This is a genomic window from Acidobacteriota bacterium, assembly GCA_016716905.1.
GTDB lineage: Bacteria > Acidobacteriota > Vicinamibacteria > Vicinamibacterales > SCN-69-37 > SYFT01.
Map to the genome: position 1 here is coordinate 677,247 of JADJUS010000003.1, position 20,600 is coordinate 697,846.

General features: G+C 64.4%; 13 protein-coding genes. 8 read left to right on the forward strand and 5 right to left on the reverse strand.

Features of this window, described 5'->3' with window-relative positions; all coding sequences use genetic code 11:
* The first annotated feature begins 29 nt into the window (after positions 1–29).
* Positions 30–2,792 carry a hypothetical protein gene (locus IPL75_03330; protein MBK9239295.1) on the forward strand — a complete coding sequence of 921 codons (2,763 nt, stop codon included), beginning with the start codon at positions 30–32 and terminating at the stop codon, positions 2,790–2,792.
* Here IPL75_03330 and IPL75_03335 read toward each other — a convergent pair.
* Genes IPL75_03335 through IPL75_03345 form a run of 3 tightly spaced genes read right to left on the reverse strand, consistent with a single transcriptional unit; the run spans position 2,764 to position 9,034 of the window.
* Complete coding sequence (locus IPL75_03335) at positions 2,764–4,230, reverse strand: SET domain-containing protein-lysine N-methyltransferase (GenBank protein MBK9239296.1); 1,467 nt, start codon at positions 4,228–4,230, stop codon at positions 2,764–2,766. The genes IPL75_03330 and IPL75_03335 overlap by 29 nt on opposite strands.
* On the reverse strand, positions 4,227–6,356 hold the full coding sequence (locus tag IPL75_03340) for a hypothetical protein (GenBank protein ID MBK9239297.1): 2,130 nt from the start codon (positions 6,354–6,356) through the stop codon (positions 4,227–4,229). Before IPL75_03340 ends, IPL75_03335 begins: the two co-directional genes overlap by 4 nt.
* The gene (locus tag IPL75_03345) at positions 6,353–9,034 is read right to left on the reverse strand and encodes a PD40 domain-containing protein (protein ID MBK9239298.1); all 2,682 of its coding nucleotides are present in this window, start codon (positions 9,032–9,034) and stop codon (positions 6,353–6,355) included. The genes IPL75_03340 and IPL75_03345 overlap by 4 nt, the downstream gene beginning before the upstream one ends.
* Before the next feature lie 107 nt (positions 9,035–9,141).
* Between IPL75_03345 and IPL75_03350 the strand changes: the two genes are divergently transcribed.
* The 3 genes from IPL75_03350 to IPL75_03360 are packed head-to-tail and all read left to right on the forward strand — an operon-like array spanning position 9,142 to position 14,532.
* A complete protein-coding gene (locus IPL75_03350) occupies positions 9,142–9,921 on the forward strand; it encodes a hypothetical protein (GenBank protein ID MBK9239299.1) in 780 nt (259 codons plus the stop codon).
* Between the two features lie 53 nt (positions 9,922–9,974).
* The gene (locus IPL75_03355; protein MBK9239300.1) at positions 9,975–11,261 is read left to right on the forward strand and encodes a hypothetical protein; all 1,287 of its coding nucleotides are present in this window, start codon (positions 9,975–9,977) and stop codon (positions 11,259–11,261) included.
* A 25-nt stretch (positions 11,262–11,286) separates the two neighbouring features.
* Positions 11,287–14,532, forward strand: coding sequence for an error-prone DNA polymerase (locus IPL75_03360; protein ID MBK9239301.1), 3,246 nt, complete (start codon positions 11,287–11,289; stop codon positions 14,530–14,532).
* A 107-nt stretch (positions 14,533–14,639) separates the two neighbouring features.
* Here IPL75_03360 and IPL75_03365 read toward each other — a convergent pair whose 3' ends face one another.
* Together IPL75_03365 and IPL75_03370 are read right to left on the reverse strand one after the other, a co-directional pair.
* Positions 14,640–16,427, reverse strand: a complete 1,788-nt coding sequence (locus IPL75_03365; protein ID MBK9239302.1) for a serine/threonine protein kinase — start codon at positions 16,425–16,427, stop codon at positions 14,640–14,642.
* A gap of 4 nt (positions 16,428–16,431) precedes the next feature.
* Positions 16,432–17,565, reverse strand: a complete 1,134-nt coding sequence (locus IPL75_03370; GenBank protein ID MBK9239303.1) for an amidohydrolase family protein — start codon at positions 17,563–17,565, stop codon at positions 16,432–16,434.
* 155 nt (positions 17,566–17,720) lie between these two features.
* Here IPL75_03370 and IPL75_03375 point away from each other — a divergent pair, with 155 nt between their 5' ends.
* Genes IPL75_03375 through IPL75_03390 form a run of 4 tightly spaced genes read left to right on the forward strand, consistent with a single transcriptional unit; the run spans position 17,721 to position 20,541 of the window.
* Complete coding sequence (locus tag IPL75_03375) at positions 17,721–18,158, forward strand: SET domain-containing protein-lysine N-methyltransferase (protein ID MBK9239304.1); 438 nt, start codon at positions 17,721–17,723, stop codon at positions 18,156–18,158.
* Positions 18,159–18,171: 13 nt separating this feature from the next.
* On the forward strand, positions 18,172–18,870 hold the full coding sequence (locus tag IPL75_03380) for an alpha/beta fold hydrolase (protein MBK9239305.1): 699 nt from the start codon (positions 18,172–18,174) through the stop codon (positions 18,868–18,870).
* 58 nt (positions 18,871–18,928) lie between these two features.
* On the forward strand, positions 18,929–19,882 hold the full coding sequence (gene msrP / locus IPL75_03385) for a protein-methionine-sulfoxide reductase catalytic subunit MsrP (GenBank protein MBK9239306.1): 954 nt from the start codon (positions 18,929–18,931) through the stop codon (positions 19,880–19,882).
* Positions 19,882–20,541, forward strand: a complete 660-nt coding sequence (locus IPL75_03390; protein MBK9239307.1) for a sulfoxide reductase heme-binding subunit YedZ — start codon at positions 19,882–19,884, stop codon at positions 20,539–20,541. The genes msrP and IPL75_03390 overlap by 1 nt, the downstream gene beginning before the upstream one ends.
* Positions 20,542–20,600: the final 59 nt, after the last annotated feature.

Genomic DNA, 20,600 nt, shown 5'->3' on the forward strand with positions numbered 1-20,600 from the left:
GACGGGGTAGTGACTCGGGGATGGCGTTGGTGTCCACGCTGCTCGTGCTGCTCTTGATGGGCGCGCTCGTGTTTGGCTTCCTCGCCGTCATCGCGGCCGATCAACAGGCGAGCGGGATCAACCGCGATCAGACGCAGGCGTACGCGGCGGCGCACGCCGGACTTGAAAAACTCACGGCCGATCTGGGCGGCCTGTTCATTGGCGGAAACTTCAGTCCTTCCGGCGCGCAGATTACCGCGCTGACGACGACGCCACCTGTGCTGCCCGGGTTCACGTTTATTGCCCCAGGGAATCTGCCGGGGTACACCATCACCCCTGGCGCGCTGAAAGTGGCGACGGTGCCGAGCGGACCGTTTCAGGGCCTGATCGGACTCATCACGCCCTATGTGATCAATGTGACGGCGCGGTCCAACGTGAGCTCGCTTGGCGCCGCCGAAGCGCGCATGCGGCGTGAGTTACAGACCGTGGCCGTGCCCGTGTTCCAGTTCGGCATCTTCTCGGACAATGACCTCAGTTTCTTCGCCGGTCCGAACTTCGACTTTGGCGGCAGGGTGCACACGAATCAGAACGCCTATGTCGCGCAGGACGGCAGTGCCACGCTCACGCTGCGTGAGGTCTTCACTGCGGTCGGGGAAGTTGTCCGAACGCATCTGGCCAACGGCGTTTCGATTTCGGCGAGCGGCCATCGCGGATATGTCAGGATCGCGACAACCGGGGGATCGAATCCGACATTCCGGAACCTCAGCTGCGGATCACAGGGCGGCAATTGCGGCGGCGGTACGCAGGAAGGCAGCGTCAACGTGGCGACGGTGCCCCCAAGTACACTGCAGACGGTGAACGGCCTGCCCACCATGGTCCTCGTGTCCGGCAACACCCGGAACGAACCCAAGTGGACGAACGTGTCGACCGGTTCCTATGCCAACCGCCTGCGCAACGGCGCCACTGGCGGCCGCCGGCTCGACCTGCCGCTGGTGGCGGATGGCGCGACATCCGTGGATCTGATCCGCCGACCGTCGCTCACCGTCCCCGACACACAGGTGGTGCTAGACCAGCGGTTCTTCGCAATGGCGAGCTTGCGGATCCTCCTTTCCGATCGCGCGTCGGATATTTCAGGCCTGCAGACGGTCACGGCCGCCCCGCCTGTCGATCTGGCGCGGCTGGCCCTGGATTCGGCGTACCGCGCGGATCCGAATGGTCTGGGTACGGCGGTCACATGGGTCAACAGCGTTCCGCTGGCGGTGGCCGGCACCTACGGCACCGGCACGGCTGGCTACCTGTATCGCGTGCCGCCAGGGACGCCGTTGCAGAGCGGATTTCTCAAGATCGAACGGCAAACGCGCGACGGTGTCTGGTCTGATGTGACGGTGGAGATCCTGAACCGTGGCTTTACCGGTCGCAACCTCGCTGGTTCGGCGACCTGGAACAGCGCCGGCACCACGTGTGCCAGCAACGCGGCAGATGACCCCAGCCCGAATGCTTTGATTCGCTTGCAGCGTGTGCGAGACAACCCGCTCAGTGGCTACGGCAACTGCGGCCGAACGAGCGGCAGTGTCTGGTCCACCGACGGCACCAACTATCTGCCCCTGGCGCTGTACGACGCGCGAGAAGGGGCTCGTCGCGACGACCCCTCGGGCCAAGGCAGTGTTCCCTTGTTCGGTGGCGTGATGCACTACGCCGAGCTTGACGTCAACAATCTCCGGTTGTGGCTGGCCACGTACCCCGACACGATGGATGTCACTGGCTTCGTGGTCTATTTTTCAGACAGACGGGGCAACAAGAACCTCGGCCCGGACCTGACCCAGGGAACGCGCGCCGGCGCGGATGGCATTCTCTTCACCGCGGACGATTTCGCCGACGACCTTGAAACCGGCGAACTGGGCTTCGAGGATCTCCTCAATCCCGCATCCGCGCAGAGCGTCTCCAACGGACTACTGGATACGGGCGAAGACATCAACGGGAATGGCGTCCTCGACCTCTACGGTGGCTCGCCCCGGCTGTACCCGGTGGCCGCTACCGCGTACCGCATGGCCACTGTCCCAGCGTGGGTGCCGGCCACTGGCGCCACCGGCGCCTGGGTCGCTGGCGCTGCGACCGGGCTCGCCACCACGGTGCCGGTGGGCGAGGCGCGTGTCAATCCGCAGATCTTCTTCCGGCGGGCCTTCAAACTGGTGAATGGCGGCTTCACCACCGGGAATCTGCGCTTGCCGGCCAATGGGACGCAGGGGCTCACGGTGGCGACGGAAAACCCCATCTATATCCAGGGCAATTACAACGCCCCGAATGCGGCCGGCAATGCGATGGGCACAACTCCGGGTACCGATCACGTGTCGGCGGCGGTCATCGCCGATGCGGTGACGTTCCTGTCCAACAACTTCAACGACATCCGGTCGTTCATGTCGCCGCATGACGCCGGCAGCAGTCGCGATGCCACGACCACGTGGTACCGCGTGGCGGTCATCTCGGGTAAGGGCCTCAACTTCCCGCGGCCCACGAGCAACACCAGCAACGATCACACCGACTTCGGGACCGACGGCGGCGCGCACAACTTCCTGCGCTACATTGAGGACTGGACCGATCAGACCCTCAACTACCGCGGCTCGATCATCAGTCTGTACCTGAATCGCCAGGCCACAGGGATCTACAAATGCTGCAACGTGGTGTATTCGCCGCCAACACGCGGCTACAACTTCGATACGGATTTCCTGACGCCGGCCCTGTTGCCGCCGCGCACACCGATGTTCCGCGACATCAACACGCTGACGTTCAGGCAGCTCCTGCGTCCGAATCAGTAGTCTGGCGGGAGCGCCGCGCCTCTTCGCGCATCTGCACGCTCATGGACGACGTGCCGGTGATCACGCCCCGGCACGCCGGGGCGCCGCAGTGGCAGGCGAACGCTTCTGTTTCCTCGTTGCAGAACTGGGCGTAGTCGAGTGTGAGTTCCTCGCCCGCGCTGATGTCGCAGAGGGCCAGCACGTTGAGGCCGTCGTAGCCGGTGTTGGGCGCGCATGAGTGGTTCTGCGGCGCCCAGTCGTGCGGATTCTCCGACCAGAGAATATAGACATCCTCTGAGAGGGGATACGCGTACTGCGCAAAGGTCCGCCGGTCGCGGGCGTCCCAGGTGTCTTCCACCCACCGGCGCGTCACGATGCGCTGCGAGCGTTCCTCGCCGACGAAGACGATCTCGCCACGGCGGATGTCGCGCACGGCCTCGATCCCCAGGCCGCCGTTCTTTGTGCGCACGGTGAAGGGCCGTTGCCGAGCGGCGTGGCGCGCCAGGCCTTCACGGATGATGTGCCGCAGGAAGTTCGCCACCCCGAAGCCGTCGTGCTGCAGGATGTAGTCGGCTGTGCCGTAGAATCCTTCCGGGTAAAACACCGAGCAGCTGAAGTTGGCGTCGAGCACACTGGGCACGCCGTCGCGGTCGAGGCGGAAGTCCATCCGGCTGTAGCCCGTGCCGCCGAAGGTCAGAAACACGCGGCGCCCGGCGTCCACCAGCGCGGCTTCGAGTGCGGCATCGCCCACCGAGATATTGGCCTCGGGATGGTACTGGGCGTTCTTCAAGTCGTACGTCTTGAATTGTTCGCCGGGCGGAAAGCGGTATTCGATCGGTCGAAACGCCAGCGGTACCTTCGGGTTGGCTGGATTTGCCGCGACCAGCACCGAAAACTCTCGTCCGTCGAGGTACTCCTCGATGAGGACGGTGTCGTACCGTTCCAGCAGCGCGGCGGCCTTGGCGTCGAGGGCGCGTGTGTCCGCGCAGAGGCTGGCGGCGTCGATGCCGAACGAGTCCCCGCCCTCGCCCGGTTTGACGAACAGGGGAAACCGCAGCGAGGCTGCCGCATGTGCCACGTCGGATGCCGAACGCGCAGCCACATGCGGTGGCGTGCGGACCGTCGCGTAGCGCGCGACGACCTTCAACATCTCCTTGCCGGTTTCGTAGCGGTCGGCGGGCGGGCCCGTGTACGGCAGGCCGAGGCTATCGAGCGAGTGGATGACATCAATCGACGGCACGTCCCAGTCGAGGTGCCCTTCGCAGAGGTTCACGAAGATGTCGTAGCCCTCTTTCTTCGCGTGGCTCAACTGCGCGTACACGGTGGCTTTGTCGAGAAACAGGTTGGTGAACGACCATTCCGGAATCAGGGGCGAGAGGTCGCGCGGGGGATCGTGTGTGGCGTACTCCTTCAGCAGTTCTGATTTGGCATACGACGGCTGGAGCACGCAGACGTTCATGAGTGAAGTGTCCTGTGGCGTTCGAGCGCGTCGGCCACAATCGTGTCCACAAACGACACCATGGACGTATCGGAATACTCCAGGATGCTGCCCACGGCTGATGTCACGTCCTCAGTCAGGCCGCAGTTGGCGTTGACCTCAAGGACATACGGCTTGCCGGGGTGGCCGTCGTAGCGGATGTCCACGCGCGCGTAGCCGGTGCCATCCACGGCCTGGACCGCGCGTCTGGCCAGACTGGTCAGTTCGTCATGCCATTCGCCGGGCGCCGGCGCATACGAATACGCGTGGTCGTCGGTGCCCTCGGCCATGACGGTGTCACTGGTCAGGAACCGTTCTTCCACCGGGATGGAGGTGTCGAACACACGTTCGACCGGCGGCAATGCGCGCAGCCCATCCGGACTCGTGTGGTCGCCCAGTACCAACACCGTAAATTCGCGCCCAGCCAGAAAAGGCTCGGCGATGAGGCGGCCATGCGCCACGGCCTCCTGAGCCGCCCGCACGCCGTCTTCGACGCTGGCCGCGCGGCTTGAGGCAGTAATGCCGGCCGACCCGGCGGCCACGTCCGGCTTCACGAAGATTGGCCATCCCAGCGTCTGCCCGGCGCGGCGAATGTCGGCTTTCAGGTTGCGGATGCGCACAAACGGCGCGGTCGGGACGCCCCTGGCGGTCAGGCGCCGCTTCATCGTGCCCTTGGACGTCGAGATGTCGTAGAACCGCGATCGCGCTCCGGTAAACGGCACCCTGGCGGCTTCCAGGGCCTTGACCACCGACAGCCCCGGGTACCCGTTCACGTCGTCTCCATCACACAGGTTCAGCACCACGACGCGGCGCCGATGCTGGTGCTCGCGGACACGGGTGACCTCGACGTCGAGTGTGGACGCCGAGATGGCCACCCACTCCCACTCGCACCCCAGTGACCGCATCCAGCCGTTGATCTCGGCGCGCACCGACGGGTCGTCGTATTCGGGACTCGTCAGCCGGCCGTCGCATTCGGCATACGCGATGAACACCGAGACAAAGGGACGAGTGTCCATCAGCGGGTCATGCCATGTCGGACGGGTCATGCCATGTTTAATGACGCGCTCGATGATCGGTGTCATGCGCTGTTCGCAGAGATGAAGGATGCTGCCCACAGTAGAAGAGTCGCTGGAGGATAAGCCGCACTGTGCGTTCACTTCAAGCACCATTAATTGATTCGAGCGTGCATCAAGGCGGATGTCCACGCGCGCGTACCCTTCACCATCAACCGCGCGAAACGCGCGTCGCGCGATGTCGGCCAGCACGGGGCGCAAATCATGCGGGGCAAGTTGATACCAATAATAGGGCTCGCCGGGTGGAATGGGGCGATCCACTTCGGGGAGTCCCCAATAACGTTCGAACGCAAGGAACCGTTCCTGTGCGGGCACGCGTGAGTCGAACACGCGCTCGCCGGGAGTCAGGACGAAGAGTCCGAGCGGCTCCTGCGGGTCTTCCACCACGAGGACGGTGAACTCCCGACCTTCAATGAAGGTTTCGATGAGCACGGCTTCGTCTTCGAACGACTGGCCATGCAGGCCCGCACGAACCGCCGCGACCTGCCGATGCGTCGCCGCGCGATCATGCACGACAGAGTCCAGTTGAATGCCGTAGCTGCCGGCCGAGACGTCGGGCTTGACGAAAAGAGGAAAGCGCAGAGTATCGGCGGCGCGATCCACATCGGCACTGGTCCGAGTCAGCACCCAGGGGGCGGTGGGGACGCCGGCCGCCAGAAATCTCGTCTTGCTTGCGGCCTTGGATGTGGTGACCTGGTAAAAATCCGCGCCTGCGCCGGTGAACGGTACCGACTGTGCGGTGAGCGCCGTGACTACCTCAAGCCCGGGGAAGCCGTCGGCAACGGTACCGTCGCACAGGTTGAGCACCATGACGTCCCCGGCCCGGGCCATCACCGCCGCGCGCGTGACCTCTGCGTCGAGCGTATCGGCGGTTATCGGCACCCAGTCCCAGGCCCGGCCCAGGCCCTGCATCCACCCTTCAACTTCCGCCCGGTACTCAGGCACGTCGTAATGCGGGCTGACCAGATGGCCGTCGTCAACCACATAGGGCACGAAGACCAGGACGCGGTTGGGGAGGGGAGTGATGGGACTCACGGCTCCGATTTGGGCCGGCGCGTGATGTCTGCCATCCAGATGTCGGCCTGGCGATCTTCGAGTGTGAAGAAGAACTTGCCACCCCCCACCGCAAAGTCCGGGCGAATAGACACTCGTGACAGGTCCTCGAATCGCACGAGTTGGCGGGGCTGGCCACCCGCCAGCGGCACGGACCAGAACGACGCCCGGCCTTCGGCATCGTGACTCTTGAAGTAGACCGTTCGTGCGTCCGCCCCCATCCCTGCGCTTTCTGGCACAGGATCACCCGGGCGCGAGGGGGCATAAATCACGCGCCGCTGCCCGCCATCAACGGGAAACAACTCGATCCTTCCGGGAAAGCGGGCGCCCACAAGTTGTTTGTGATCGAGCCACTCGCCTCTTGCGCCGCCACCGGGAATCAGGACCGGCGCGCCCCAGTTTCCCGAGGAGTCACGGCGGGTCACGTACAGCGCCGTTTCCGAGGGGTCGTTGGTTGACTGATCGATAAACGTCAGCGCACGGCCATCGGGAGACCATCTCGGGTAGCTTTCCTGCCCGGCCGTGGCGGTGACAGCGTGCGCGGGACCGCCTGAGACCGGGCTGATGAAGATATCCCGCGACCCCGATCGCCACGAATGGTACGCAACCTCGCGCCCGTCTGGTGAAAGGTCTGGCGCAAAATCGTCCGACGGATCCGTCGTCAATCGTTCAGCCGTGCCGCCCGCCAGAGGTATCCGAAACACGTCGGCGTTCAGGTGCAGCGAGGAGTCATACAGGAGCCACTGTCCATCGCGCGAGACCCGGATCGACTCGATCACCTGATTGCCATTGGTCATCGCGCGGGCGTTCGACGTATCGACAGGCCCTGCGTTCGGAATCGGCAGTGACCAGAGGTTAGCGCGTGCGGTGTAGGAGACGTACACGAGGCGATCAGCCGAGAAGGCAATCGACTGCGCCCCAAGGCCGGTGCTCATCCGCTGCGGTTCGCCCCGCACCTGGCCATCGTCCGCGATGTCCACGACGTAGATGTCGCGCGGGCCTTGTCTGGTTGAAATGAAGTACAGCTGACGCCCGTCGGGCGACCAGACCGGGCTCTGATTGAGCCCGGCCAGCTCGGTCACTTCGGTGACAGCCCCGCCGGCGGCCGGGATCAGGACCACGGAGCTTGGCGCAATATTGCCGAACGTTCCACTGGGAAGCACCGACGCGATGTTTCCGACGACGCAGGCGATCCGGTCTCCCTTCGGTGACCAGTCGCAAGAGTACGGAGCATCCGTGGCGGTACCGAGTGCACGCTCGCCACTGCCATCCAGTTGCACGACGGCCAGGGCATTGTCTCGTGCGATCAGCAGCTGCTTCCCGTCAGGTGACCACGCGGCGGCATTCAGCATGCCTTTGACGATCATTCGGGAGGTGCCCCCCATCGCCGACGCCACGAAGGCACCATCCGGCCTGAGATACAGAATCTGGGTGCCATCGGGCGACCAGCGCGGCTGAAACTCGAACGCATCCTTGTCATCAGAGAGGGGGATCGTTCGGCCCCCACCCACGGGTCTGATGAAGATCCGCATCTGCGTGGCTTTACCCGACGAGTACGCAAGCAGTTTTCCGTCCGGTGAGATGGCCGGATCGATCTCCAGCCCATCGTCGGTCGTGAGCTGCGATGCGGTGCCGATGACGATTGGAGGCGACGTGTCATCGCTGCCCGCTGACGTGAACATGCCCGACGTCCACGCGAATCCAATCGCGAGCACGATGATGACGGCCCCGATGATGATGCCCAGTGGGAAGCGCGATCGAGTGGCTGGTACCGCAGCCGATCCGGCCGAGGTCGTTTGTTGGACAGAACTGGCGCCTGAATCCGTGGACGACTCGAGGGCAAACGCGACGTCGCGTGCCGACTGAAAGCGTTCAACGGGATTCTTCTCGAGGCAATGACGGACGATGCGGTGCAGCGCAGGCGGAACGTCCGGCCGAAGGGCCGTCAGTTCCGGCGGGTCTTCTTTCACGATGGCGATCATCGTGTCCGCGGCGGTATCGCCCTTGAAAGCGCGCTGGCCGCTCAACATTTCGTAGAGCACGGTGCCGAGTGCGAAGAGGTCGGTGCGCGCGTCAACAGCCTGGCCGCGCATCTGTTCAGGCGCCATGTAGCCGACGGTGCCCATCACCGTGCCTGGGTCAGTGATGGCTGCCACGGTTTCGGTGGCGCCGCTGCTCGAGACGGTCGATCGCGCGAGGCCAAAGTCGAGAATCTTGACGTGCCCGTCTTCGCGTAAGAAGACATTCTCGGGTTTCAGATCGCGATGGACGATGCCCTTGTCGTGCGCGGCCGCGAGCCCTCGAGCGATCTGCATCGCAATGTCGGTCGCTTTGCGCACCGGCATCGGGCCCTGCTGCATTCGCGCGCGCAGCGTTTCGCCCTCAAGGAGTTCAGTGACGACGAACATGTGTCCGTCGTGGGTTCCGGTGTCGTGAATCGCGAGGATGTTTTGATGCGAGAGGGCGGCAATGGACTTGGCCTCGCGCTCGAACCGGGCGAGCCGGTCAGTGTCCTGGGCAAAAGCCCCCGGCAGGACCTTGATGGCCACGTCCCGCCCCAGCCGGGTGTCATGAGCCCGGTAGACCTCGCCCATGCCGCCCACGCCAATCAAATTGGCGATTTCATACGGCCCAAGGCGGGTTCCAGAGGTGAGTGACATGGACGCCAGCAAATCTTAGAGCATGCCCGCTGACTTTCGCCTCTTGATCGCCATTGATAAGTTCGGTATACTCGCCGCCGGAAAGCGAAAATAAAGCGAAAATTATCATGGCCTCAGTCGCGCTCTCCCGCCTCACCACACTGCTGCAAGCCAGGAAGCTTGATGGCACGCTCACCCGGCCGCTCAGCACCGGGTTGCCCACGACCAGCACTGGTGTGGAGGCGCTGGATCAGGCGTTGGCTCCTGGCGCTCAAAAAGCTGGATGGCCCAGGGGCCATGTCTCGGAAATTGTGGGCCCCGCATCGTCTGGCCGCACCAGCGTGGTGATGGCCACGCTGGCTGCAGCCACCGCGCGCGGAGGGGTGGTGGCCCTGGTGGATGTGGCCGATCGCTTCGACCCGGCGAGCGCGGCTGATGCGGGCGTCGATCTGGATCGCTTGCTGTGGGTGCGCGGGCCCAGCATGACGTGGGGCACTCCGCACAGCACGGTGGGCGATCTCGCGGTGCGACGCGGTCTGCGCGCGTTTGATCTGACCGTTCGCGCGGGTGGGTTTGCCGTGGTGGTGCTCGATCTGGCGGATGTGCCCGAACGGATGGTGCGCGCCTTGCCGGCGTCCACCTGGTTGCGACTGGCGCATGTGTTTGAAGGCCGCGACACAGTCGGACTTCTGGTGGGCACTGCGCCGATGGGCCGAAGTGCAGGCGGAGTCTCGCTGGCATTACTTGGCACCGGGCAGTGGGCCGGCACCAGCGTGCAGAGCCGCCGATTGTCTGGCGTGGCGGTGCAGGCACGAGTCAGCCGAAGCGCCATGCAGGTGAAGGTGGCGAGCCACACGTCAGGAAAGGCGGCCTCGTCATGTTTCTTTGCCTCGTCCGAGACTCGCTGAGCCCCTCCATCACCGGCGTCCTTGAATCTGTGGCCCGCGCGTGTTCGCCCCGTGTGGAACCACATGGCGACGACGTGGTGGTGTGTGATGCGAGGGGGCTGACACGCGTCATCGGTGAGCCGGCGGTGATTGCCGAGGAAATGCGGCGCATGGCCTGGGACCGCGGCGTGGGCGTGCGTGTGGCCATTGCCGGCACACATACGGCCGCGTGGTTGCTGGCGCATGTGCGCCCGGGCCTGACTGTGGTGACGCCAGGTGACGAGGCGCACACGTTGGCGCGCCTGCCGATGACGGCTCTGGCGATGCTGCCCGAATGCCGGGCCCGCATCTTCAGCGATGTGCTGGAGACGCTGGATCGCTGGGGCGTGGCCACGCTGGGTGATCTGGCGCGGCTGCCGCGTGCCGACGTGTCGTCGCGGCTGGGCCTGGCCGGAGCGCGATTGCATCAGGCGGCCTGGGGTGAAGACGTGGTGCCCCTGGTGGCGACGGCAGAGGCGACGCGGTTTATTGAACGCGTGGAACTTGAATGGCCCGTAGACGGGCTTGAGCCGTTGTCGTTTGTGCTGGCGCGTGTCTGCGAAGCGCTGTCGGGTGCGCTCGAACGCGCCGACCGGGGCGCGGTCACGATCACCACGCGGCTGACCCTGGTCAACAAAACCCTGGCGGAACGTACGTTGACGCTGCCGGCGCCGATGCGCGACGCAAAAGTACTGCGCACGTTGATCCTGCTCGATCTCGAAGCCCATCCGCCCGGCACTGATGCCGAACACTTTGCCGGCATCGATATTGTCGAGGTGGAGTTGGGGGTAACTCCGGGCCGCATCGTACAGAAATCGCTGCTGGCGCACGACGTGCCTGCCGTGGAAGACATCGCCACACTGGTCGCGCGGCTCCAGGCGCTGATGGGGGAGTCGCGTGTGGGCGCGCCGGTGGTGCTTGATACGCACGACCCCCGCAAGTCATCAATGAAACCGTTTATCGCTCCCGCCTTCGCCATAGAGCGGCTTCGGCGGGCTTCGCCGAGTTCAAAAGCCCCGCAGCATCCGAGCGCGACGATTCGCCGCTTTCGCCTGCCCATGGCCGTGCGTGTGGTCACCGACCATGGCGCGCCGGTGCGGATCGTGCTCAGCGCCCTTCGACTCGCCCCTGCGGGGCTCGCTCAGGGTAAAGAAATCACGCATCGGGCCGGGCCGTGGCGCACCTCGGGGCAGTGGTGGACGGCCGATCGCGATACCTGGGATCGCGACGAGTGGGATGTGAGCGTGGAGACCGGCGTGGTGTATCGCCTGGCGCGCGATCGCGCCACCGATCGGTGGGAAGTGGAAGGCGTAATCGATTGAAGCCGCGCGTTCGGGGCCTGAGCACATGTACATCGAGCTTCATACGGCCTCGGCCTTTTCGTTTCTCGCCGGCGCGTCATTGCCAGAGACGCTCGTCGCGCGTGCGGCGGCGCTGGGCTATCCCGCGATTGCGTTGCTCGACCGCGACGGCGTCTACGGCGCCCCGCAGTTGTATCGCGCCGCCAAAGCCGCCGGCCTTCGCGCCATCGTCGGCGCCGAACTGACGATCACTCAGACCCATCCTGGTGGTTCGTCTTTGTGGACGCTCCCCGTCCTCGTCGCGTCTGTCGAGGGGTATCGCAATCTTTGCCGGCTGATTACGCGCGCCAAATCGAAGGCGGCGAAAGGCGAGTCCTTGCTCACACTGGCAGACCTGGATGGGCATTGCGGCGGATTGATTGCCCTGGCCGGACGTCCGGCCCTGGTCGCTGAACGTCATGGCGTGGGCGGGCTGGTGGATCAGATTGTCGGCATCTTTGGCCGTGATCGCGTCTGGGTCGAGTTGCAGAGGCATTTGCGTCGCGATGAAGAAGAGGCCAACGCGTCACTGCTCGATTTGGCTGCCGCGTTCCGCGTGCCGGTGATGGCCTCCAATGGCGTGAGGTTTGCCTCGCCTGAAGACCGTCCCGTCTTTGATGTCCTCACATGCCTGCGGCATAAGACGACGCTGGCGCAGGCAGGGCGGCGGCTGTCGGTGAATGCCGAGCGTTACCTGAAACCGCCTGAGATGATGGCGCGGTTGTTCAGCGATTTGCCGCAGGCGCTTGCGGGCACCGAATCGCTGGCCGAACGGCTCGAGTTCACCCTGGTGAATCTGGGGTATCGCTTTCCGGAATATCCGGTGCCGGCGGGTGAAACACAGGCGTCGTTTCTGCGGCGTCTGACATATGTCGGCGCACGCGATCGATATCATCCGCTCGACGAGGCGTTTGGTGGCCGCGCGAAAGCCCAGATCCAGCGCGAACTCGATCTCATCGACAAACTCAACCTCGCCGGCTACTTCCTCATCGTCTGGGACCTGGTCAATTTCTGCCGGCAGCAGGGAATTCTTGTGCAGGGCCGTGGGTCGGCGGCCAATAGCGCCGTGTGTTATTCGCTGGGCATCACGGCGGTGGATCCCGTGGGGATGGAACTGCTGTTTGAGCGGTTTCTGTCGGAGGAACGCGGCGAGTGGCCCGATATCGATCTGGATCTGCCGAGCGGCGACCGGCGTGAACGGGTCATTCAGTACGTGTATCAGCGATACGGTGCGGCGGGAGCCGCGATGACGGCCAATGTCATTTCCTATCGTGGCCGCAGCGCCGCTCGTGAAGTGGGGAAGGTGCTCAGCATGGACGAGGGCGAGATCAACGTCCTGTCCAAAATGATGAGCCGATTCGAGTTTGTGGACCCGGCCGACACGGTCACGCAGCACTTGAAAGAGGCCGGTGTGGATACCGGCAAACAGATCTACACGCAGTTCGCCACGTTGTGGCAACGCATGCAGGACCTGCCGCGGCATCTCGGGCAGCACTCGGGCGGCATGGTGATGTGCCAGGGACGTCTGGACGAGGTGGTCCCGCTCGAGCCAGCCTCGATGCCCGGCCGGATGGTGGTGCAGTGGGACAAGGATGATTGCTCGGATCTCGGCATTGTGAAGGTGGATTTGCTGGGTCTGGGCATGATGGCCGTACTCGAAGAGGCGGTGCTGCTCACGGGTGTGGACCTGGCGCATCTGCCGCCGGACGACCCCGAGGTGTATCGCATGCTGCAGGCCGCTGACACGGTGGGGGTGTTCCAGGTGGAGTCGCGCGCGCAGATGGCGACGCTGCCGCGACTCAAACCCAAACACTTCTACGACATCGTCGTTGAAGTTGCGCTCATTCGTCCGGGGCCCATCGTGGGACAGATGGTGCATCCGTATTTGAAGCGCCGGCGCGGCGATGAGCCCGTGACTTACGCGCATCCCAGCCTGGAGCCGGTGTTGAAGCGCACGCTGGGTGTGCCGCTGTTTCAGGAGCAGTTGCTGCGCATCGCGATGGTGATTGCCAATTTCAGCGGGGGCGAAGCCGAGGAGTTGCGCCGCGCGATGGGCTTCAAGCGATCGGCGAAGCGCATGTTGGACATCGAAGGCCGACTGCGGGCCGGGATGGCCCGCAACGGCATTACCGGCGCGGTGGCGGATCAGATCGTGCTGTCGATCTCATCATTCGCGCTGTACGGATTTCCGGAATCTCACGCGGCCAGCTTCGCGCTCATCGTGTATGCCAGCGCGTATCTGAAGGTGCATTTCCCCACGGCGTTTTACACGGCGCTGCTCAACAACCAGCCCATGGGCTTTTACGCGCCGGCCACGCTTGTGAAGGACGCGCAGCGGCGTGGCGTGCGCTTCGCGCCCGTGGATGTGCAGGCATCCGACTGGCCGTGCACGATTCAGGACGACGGTGTTATTCGGCTGGGCCTGATGTATGTGCAGGGGTTGCGCGAGGAAGCTGGCCGCAAAATTGCGGCCACGAAAACGACCTCTGAGGTCGTTTCCACGAGTGGGTACATGAAACGACCTCAGAGGTCGTTTTCGTGTCGATTTCGGACACTCGACGAGCTTGGGGGGCGCACGGGACTGCGCCGCGATGAACTGCGCATGCTCGCCGAGTCTGGCGCGCTCGCTTCGCTTGGAGGTGATCGCCGATCGGCGCTTTGGCAAGCCGAGCGCGCCGCCCGCCCCGCAGGGCCGCTGCTGTGCGACTCGTTCGACTCGCCCGACACGGGCTCGCTCAGGGAAAAGACGTCGGGTGTCTTTTTCCCTGCGGCCCTGAAAAAGACACCCGACGTCTTTTCCGGGAGCGAGCCCGAGATCAGATCTCCCCTCCCCGCAATGTCCCTGCTCGAACGCGTGGAGGCCGATTACCACACGACGGGGCTGACCATCGGCCCGCACCCGATGGCGCTGGTGCGGCGCACGCTGTCGGCGCGCGGAGTGGTGCGCGCGGTGGATCTGGCGCACGGACGTCCGGGCCGCCGGGTGCGTGTGGCCGGGGCCGTGATCACGCGACAGCGGCCGGGCACGGCCAAAGGGTTTGTGTTTCTGTCGCTGGAGGATGAAACGGGCATCGCCAACGCGATCCTCACGCCCGATGTGTTTACGTCACACAAACGCACGGTCGTGGACGCGCCGTATCTGCTGATCGAAGGCGTCCTGCAGAATCAGGACGGCGCCATCTCGGTGAAAGCCGAGCGAGTAGAGGCGCTGGCCCACCAGGGGCCGCCGCCACAATCCCACGACTTCAGGTGAGCCGCGGGTGTGGCCGTACGGAGGCCGGACCTTCCGCCTTCGCTGAAGCTCCGGCGGACCGCCGTAGCCTTGGCGGAGGCTGGTCAGGTCCGGCGTCGTCGCCGGGTCTAAAGACCCGGCCTCCGAAGCCTGACCGACTGCTGGCCCGACAGGTAGCCGATGGTGGTGGCGCCGGGGGAGACCACCACGGTCTTGGATTTCTGTCCGGGTGTTTCGATGGTGCGCTTCGAGTCTGCCGTTGAGCCGGCCGTGGCGCGGATGTTCAGCTTCGTGCCGTCGAGCGCGTCAACGGTTTTCAGCTGAATCGTCGCCTTCTTTTTGTCGTGGCTGAGGATGACGCCGGTGGCCGCAGCGCCACTGGCGATCACCGTCTCGCCTCCGACGGTGACGTCTCGGGTCACCGTGAACTGCAGTTCCATTCCCGCAGTGGCCTCGAGCGGAATTTCGGTCTGCAGTTGCAGCGCGATCGGCAACGCGTCGGGTACGGGTACGAGCAGCACGACCGTTTCGGCCACAGGCGCCGCGACCGGTGCCGTTGCTGCCGTCGCCGCACCACGCCCTCTGACCCCCGTAGGCGCAGCGGGCTTAGGCACACCTGCAGGCTTCGCCGTGTTCGGCGCGACCTTCGTGGCATCTGTGCCTGGCGTTGCGGCGGCGACCGGCGGTGGCACCGCCGGATCGGGCGTCACAGCAACCGGTTCCGCCGGTGGTGCCGGTGCAGGCGTGGCTGCCAGAGGGTCAGGCTGCGGCGTCACAGGGGCACCCGGCCGCGTACTGAACCACCATCCACCGGCCGCCAGCGCGACCACCACCACAGCCGCACCAGCCATCATCGCGGTGCGATTCGAACCAGCCGCAGCGCCGGTCTTGGCTGTCTGGGCCGCAACCGCCGGCTTCTTCGGCGCGGCAGCGGCGGCCGGCTTGGCCCCGGCCACAGCAGTCTTCGCCGCCTCGATCGCAGCGGCCGGAACGCCGACCGACGTCGGTAGAACAGGCTGCGACATGATGCCCGACGCGAGCGGCGATTGGGCATACAGCACGCCCGATGACGACAGCTGTCGAAGCCGCATCAGCGCATCGCGCACCTCGGCCATGGTCTGGAAGCGCGCATCCGGATCCTTGTGCAGGCACTTGTGAATGACGTCCGACAGGACCTCTGGTACTTCCGGCGTGATCTCAAGCACCCGGCGCGGCTCATCGCGCAAAACACTGGTCAGCGTGCTGATGCTGTTTTCGCCGGTGAACGCACGATTGCCCGTCGCCATTTCGTACAGCACGGCGCCAAACGAGAAGATATCGGACCGCGCATCCGACGCCTTGCCCTGCGCCTGCTCCGGCGACATGTAGGACAAGGTGCCGACGATGGTGCCCTGGACGGTGAGGGGAGTGAGGCCGGTGGCCTCGGGGTCTTCGGCAAACGCGCCAGGCGCGAGTTTGGCCAACCCGAAGTCGAGCAGCTTCACCAGGTCGCGCTCGGTGACCATGATGTTGCCGGGCTTGAGGTCGCGGTGGATGATGCCCGCGCCATGCGCGGCCGCGAGGGCGTCGGCCACTTGTGCGCTGTAGTTGATGATCTGCGACACCCGCAGGCCGCCACGCGGAATGATCGCGTCCAGCGTTTTGCCCGACACCATCTCCATCACCATGATGTCGGCGTCGTCTTCCGTGATGACGTCGTGGATGGTGATGATGTTGGGATGGTTCAGCGCCGAGGCCGCCTGGGCCTCCTGCATGAATCGCTGCCGCCGTGTGGGATCGCCGCTGTGGTCCGCGCGAAGGAACTTGAGCGCCACCATGCGGTTGAGCTTCAGGTCCTTGGCCTTGATGACGTCGCCCATGCCGCCGGAGCCGAGCTTCTCCAGGGGCTGATATTGGCCGCGAATGATGGAATCCATGGTGTTACCGCACAATCACTTTGCCTTGCGACATGACGAATCGCACGGATCGCAACGCCTCGATGTTCGCCGTCGGATCGCCCGACACAGCAATGATATCCGCCAAATAGCCGGGCGCAAGCCGTCCGAGCGTGGAACCCATTCCCAGTGATTCCGCTGCGAGCGACGTGGCGCTGATGAGCGCGTCCACAGGCCGCTGGCCCGCTTGCACACGCACAAACGCTTCTCGGGCATTCTGGCCATGGGCGCCGGCCACCGCATCGGTGCCAAGCGGCATACGCAGGCCTGCATCCAGTGCCTTCTTGAAAATCGGGCCGAGGGTCGGGACGGCGCGCTCCATGAACGCAAACCCTTCGTCTGTGTAACTTCCAAAGCCCTGAAACTTCGCCTTGTTCTCAATGTAGTTCTGCAACACGAGCCCGATGTTGGGATCAAAGAAGACGTTCGCGGCCTTCATTGCCGCAATCGCGCGGTCGTCGGCAAACGCGCCGTGTTCAATCTGGTGGCACCCGGCCTTCACCGCCGCCACGATGGAGTCCGGGTCGTGGGCGTGCACGACGGCGCGCAGGCCTTGCACGCGCGCCTCTCCGCAGACGGCATCGAGCTGTTCCTGGGTCACGTTCAGTTTGCCGCCGTCCCGGATGCTGCCCGACGCAAAGGTCTTGATGACGTCGGCGCCGGCGGTTTTTGACGCGCGGACGGCTTCCCTGAGCTGCTCGGGCGTGCGAGTGCCGGGCTGGAGTTGCCCGAGCGACGACACGATGCGCGGCCCCACCAGCGTGCCGGCCGCGACTGCCGCCCGCAGCGCCGCATCGCCCCGATTGCCGAGGTTCTGCACCGTCGTGAACCCCGCCAGGAGCGTCGCCCTCAGATTGGCGGCGATAGCCGCATCGCGCTGTTCCGGAGTTTCCCGCGGGCCGTCGGGCCGGTTGCCATAACGGCCGTCAGGCCCGAAATGCCAGTCGATGTGCGTGTGCACGTCGATGAGGCCCGGCATCAGGGTGACGTCGCCAAGGTCGATCGCGTCTCCCTCGGCGCGGCCAACAAAGGTGATGCGGCCATCGGCGACGGTCACGGCGGAGTTCCGATGTAACTGGCCGGTGACGCCGTCGAAGACGCGTGCGGCACGGATGGTCATCGAGGACGACGCTTGCGGCGAAGAAGCAGGCGCACCAACGCCGGCAGCCGCAGCACCAGTAGGCAATGACAGCAAACGCATGCCCTGGGAAGGCATGAACCGCCGAGACCCAGACACATCAGCACAGACGCCTGCTCGGTTAGAATAGATGATTCATGGCAAAACGTCGGGCACGAGTAGAGGTCACGGAAACAGGCGTTCGGATCATCCGCAAGAAATCCAAAATTTCGGGCTGGGGTGTCTACGCGTCGGAGCCGATCAACAAGAACAAGCGCATCATCCAGTACACAGGGGAAAAAGTCTCTTCTGCGGAAGCGGATCGGCGCGAAACGAAGTACCAGAAGAAGGGGCAGATCTGGTGTTTCACGCTGAACCGGGCGTGGTACCGCGACGGCAACGTCAACGGCAGCACCGCGCGGTTCATCAATCACTCCTGCAACGGCAACTGTTACTCCGAAGTCATCAAAGACGTCGTCTGGATTCGCGCCTCCAAGAACATCAAGAAGGGCGACGAGCTGAGCTACGACTACAACACCGAGGGCGAGGCCGGCATGCGGTGCCGCTGTCACCCGACCTGCACGAACAAGATCTGACGAGGGTGCCGACATGACAGTGCCTGTCCGTCACGTCGTCTACCTCCACGGATTCGCGTCGTCGCCCGAGTCGTCCAAAGCCGAAGTCTTTCGGCGCGGTCTTGCGGCGGCGGGCGTCGGATTCGTGTCACCTGACCTGAACCAGCCCGAGTTCGAGACCCTGACCACCACGCGCATGCTCACGCAGGTGCGAGCGGTGATCGAGGGAATTCCTGAGGGTCCAGTGGCGCTGGTGGGCTCGAGCCTGGGCGCGTTTGTGGCAGTGCTTGCCGCCGACGCGGACCTCACCGGCCGCGTGGATCGACTGATCCTGCTTGCGCCGGCTTTGGATTTTGGCGGCAACCGGCTGCGCCAGTTTGGTCCACATAGCGTTGAGGCGTGGCGGCAGGCCGGGGCCCTGCGCGTGCCCCACCACGCCTGGGGTGAGGAGCGCGAGATCAACTTTGCGCTGTATGAGGATGCCGCGCAGTACGACGCGATCACGTTGCCAGTCCGGTTCCCGACCCTGGTGTTCCAGGGCGAATACGACGAGGTGGTGAAGCCGGCGATGGTGAAACAGTGGGCGGCTGGGCGACCGATGGTTGACCTGCGCCTGTTGCCGGACGGCCATCAATTGTCCACGTCGATCGAGCGTGTCTGGCGTGAGAGCGCGCGGTTCCTTGGCGTGGCCGGGGGGCCGACTGAGGGCCTGCGTGCGGTGCCGCAATCCTGATGGCCTTGGCAGCCGTAGGGTAGATGACGGGGTAGAATCAAACCTGAGGGCACCCAGCATGTTGATCAAGCGCGCATCGGATATCCGTTCATCTGAGATCACACCCGAAGCGGTCTACCGCTCGCGTCGTGAGTTTCTGCAGACCGCCGCAGCCGGTGCGCTGGGCGCGTATGCCGGGGCCTCGTTGCTGAGTGGTGGCGATCTGTGGGCTCAGGCGACGATCGCGGGCGTGAAAAAGTCGCCGCTTTCAACGACCGAAGCCACCCACACGTGGGAACAGGTCACGCAGTACAACAACTTCTACGAATTCGGCACCCAGAAGTCAGACCCGGCCCGGTATGCCGGCCAGCTCAAAGTGAAGCCGTGGACGGTGAAGGTGGACGGCCTGGTGGCCAAGCCGGCCGACTACGCGCTTGAAGATCTGATCAAGCCGCATCAGCTGGAAGAGCGCATCTATCGCTTCCGCTGTGTGGAGGCCTGGTCGGCGGTGATTCCCTGGGTGGGATTCCCCTTGGCGGATCTGATTAAACGTGTCCAGCCGCAGGGCAAGGCCGCGTACGTCGCGTTCACCACGTTACAGCGCCCCAGTGAAATGCCCGGCCAGCGCACGGGCTCGCTGGACTGGCCGTACGTGGAAGGCCTGCGCATGGACGAGGCGATGCATCCGCTCACGATCCTGGCCACCGGCATCTTCGGCAAGGAATTGCCGAATCAGAACGGCGCGCCGATTCGACTGGTGGTGCCCTGGAAGTACGGCTTCAAGAGCATCAAATCCATCGTCCGTATCAGCTTCGTGGAGAAGATGCCGCCGACGTCGTGGAATATCGCGAACGCGGCCGAGTACGGGTTCTATTCCAACGTGAACCCGATGGTGGATCATCCGCGATGGAGCCAGTCGCGCGAGACGCGCCTGGGCTCGTTCGTCAAGAACAAGCCGACGTTGATGTTCAACGGCTACGCTGATCAGGTGTCGAAGCTCTACGACGGCATGGACCTGAAGAAGTTCTACTGATGTCGGCGGGCGCGATGCGCGCCGTCAAGGTGCTGGTGTGGGCCGCCTGCACCTGGCCGGGCGCGAACCTTTTCTACAACGCGTTCTGGGGCGACCTCGGCATCAACCCTGTCGAGACCCTGGAGCACACCAGCGGGGAAGCCGCGCTGGTCATCCTGCTGTGTTCACTCGCCATTACACCCGTGCGGCGGATAACAGGCTGGAACCGCCTGCAGTCGCTGCGCCGCCTGCTCGGCCTCTGGGCGTTCTTTTACGCACTCGCGCATCTTTCGTTCTACATCCTGTTCGACCAGGCCTGCTTGTACTGGGCCGACTGCCAACTCAAGGCGGTGGTGGACGATGTGATGAAGCGGAAGTTCATTTTGTCGGGCATGGTCGCGTTCTTCGCGATGCTGCCGCTGGCGCTGACGTCCACCAAGGGTTGGATTCGGCGGCTGGGCAAGCGGTGGCAGACACTGCACCGTCTGGCCTATGTCGCCGGCGCCGCCGGGGCGATCCACTTCATCTGGAAAACCAAGGTTCCGGAGACAAAACCATATTTGTATGGCGGCATTCTCCTGGTGCTACTTGGGGTGCGGGGCTTTTACACTTGGCGCAAGAAGCGGGCAGGGTGGGGACGGGTCTCGACTGTGGGAAACTCCGGGAATATCGACAGCTAAAATTCCAGGAGTTTTCCACAGTCGAGACCCGTCCCCCTACGTGCCCCGGTTCAGGAGAT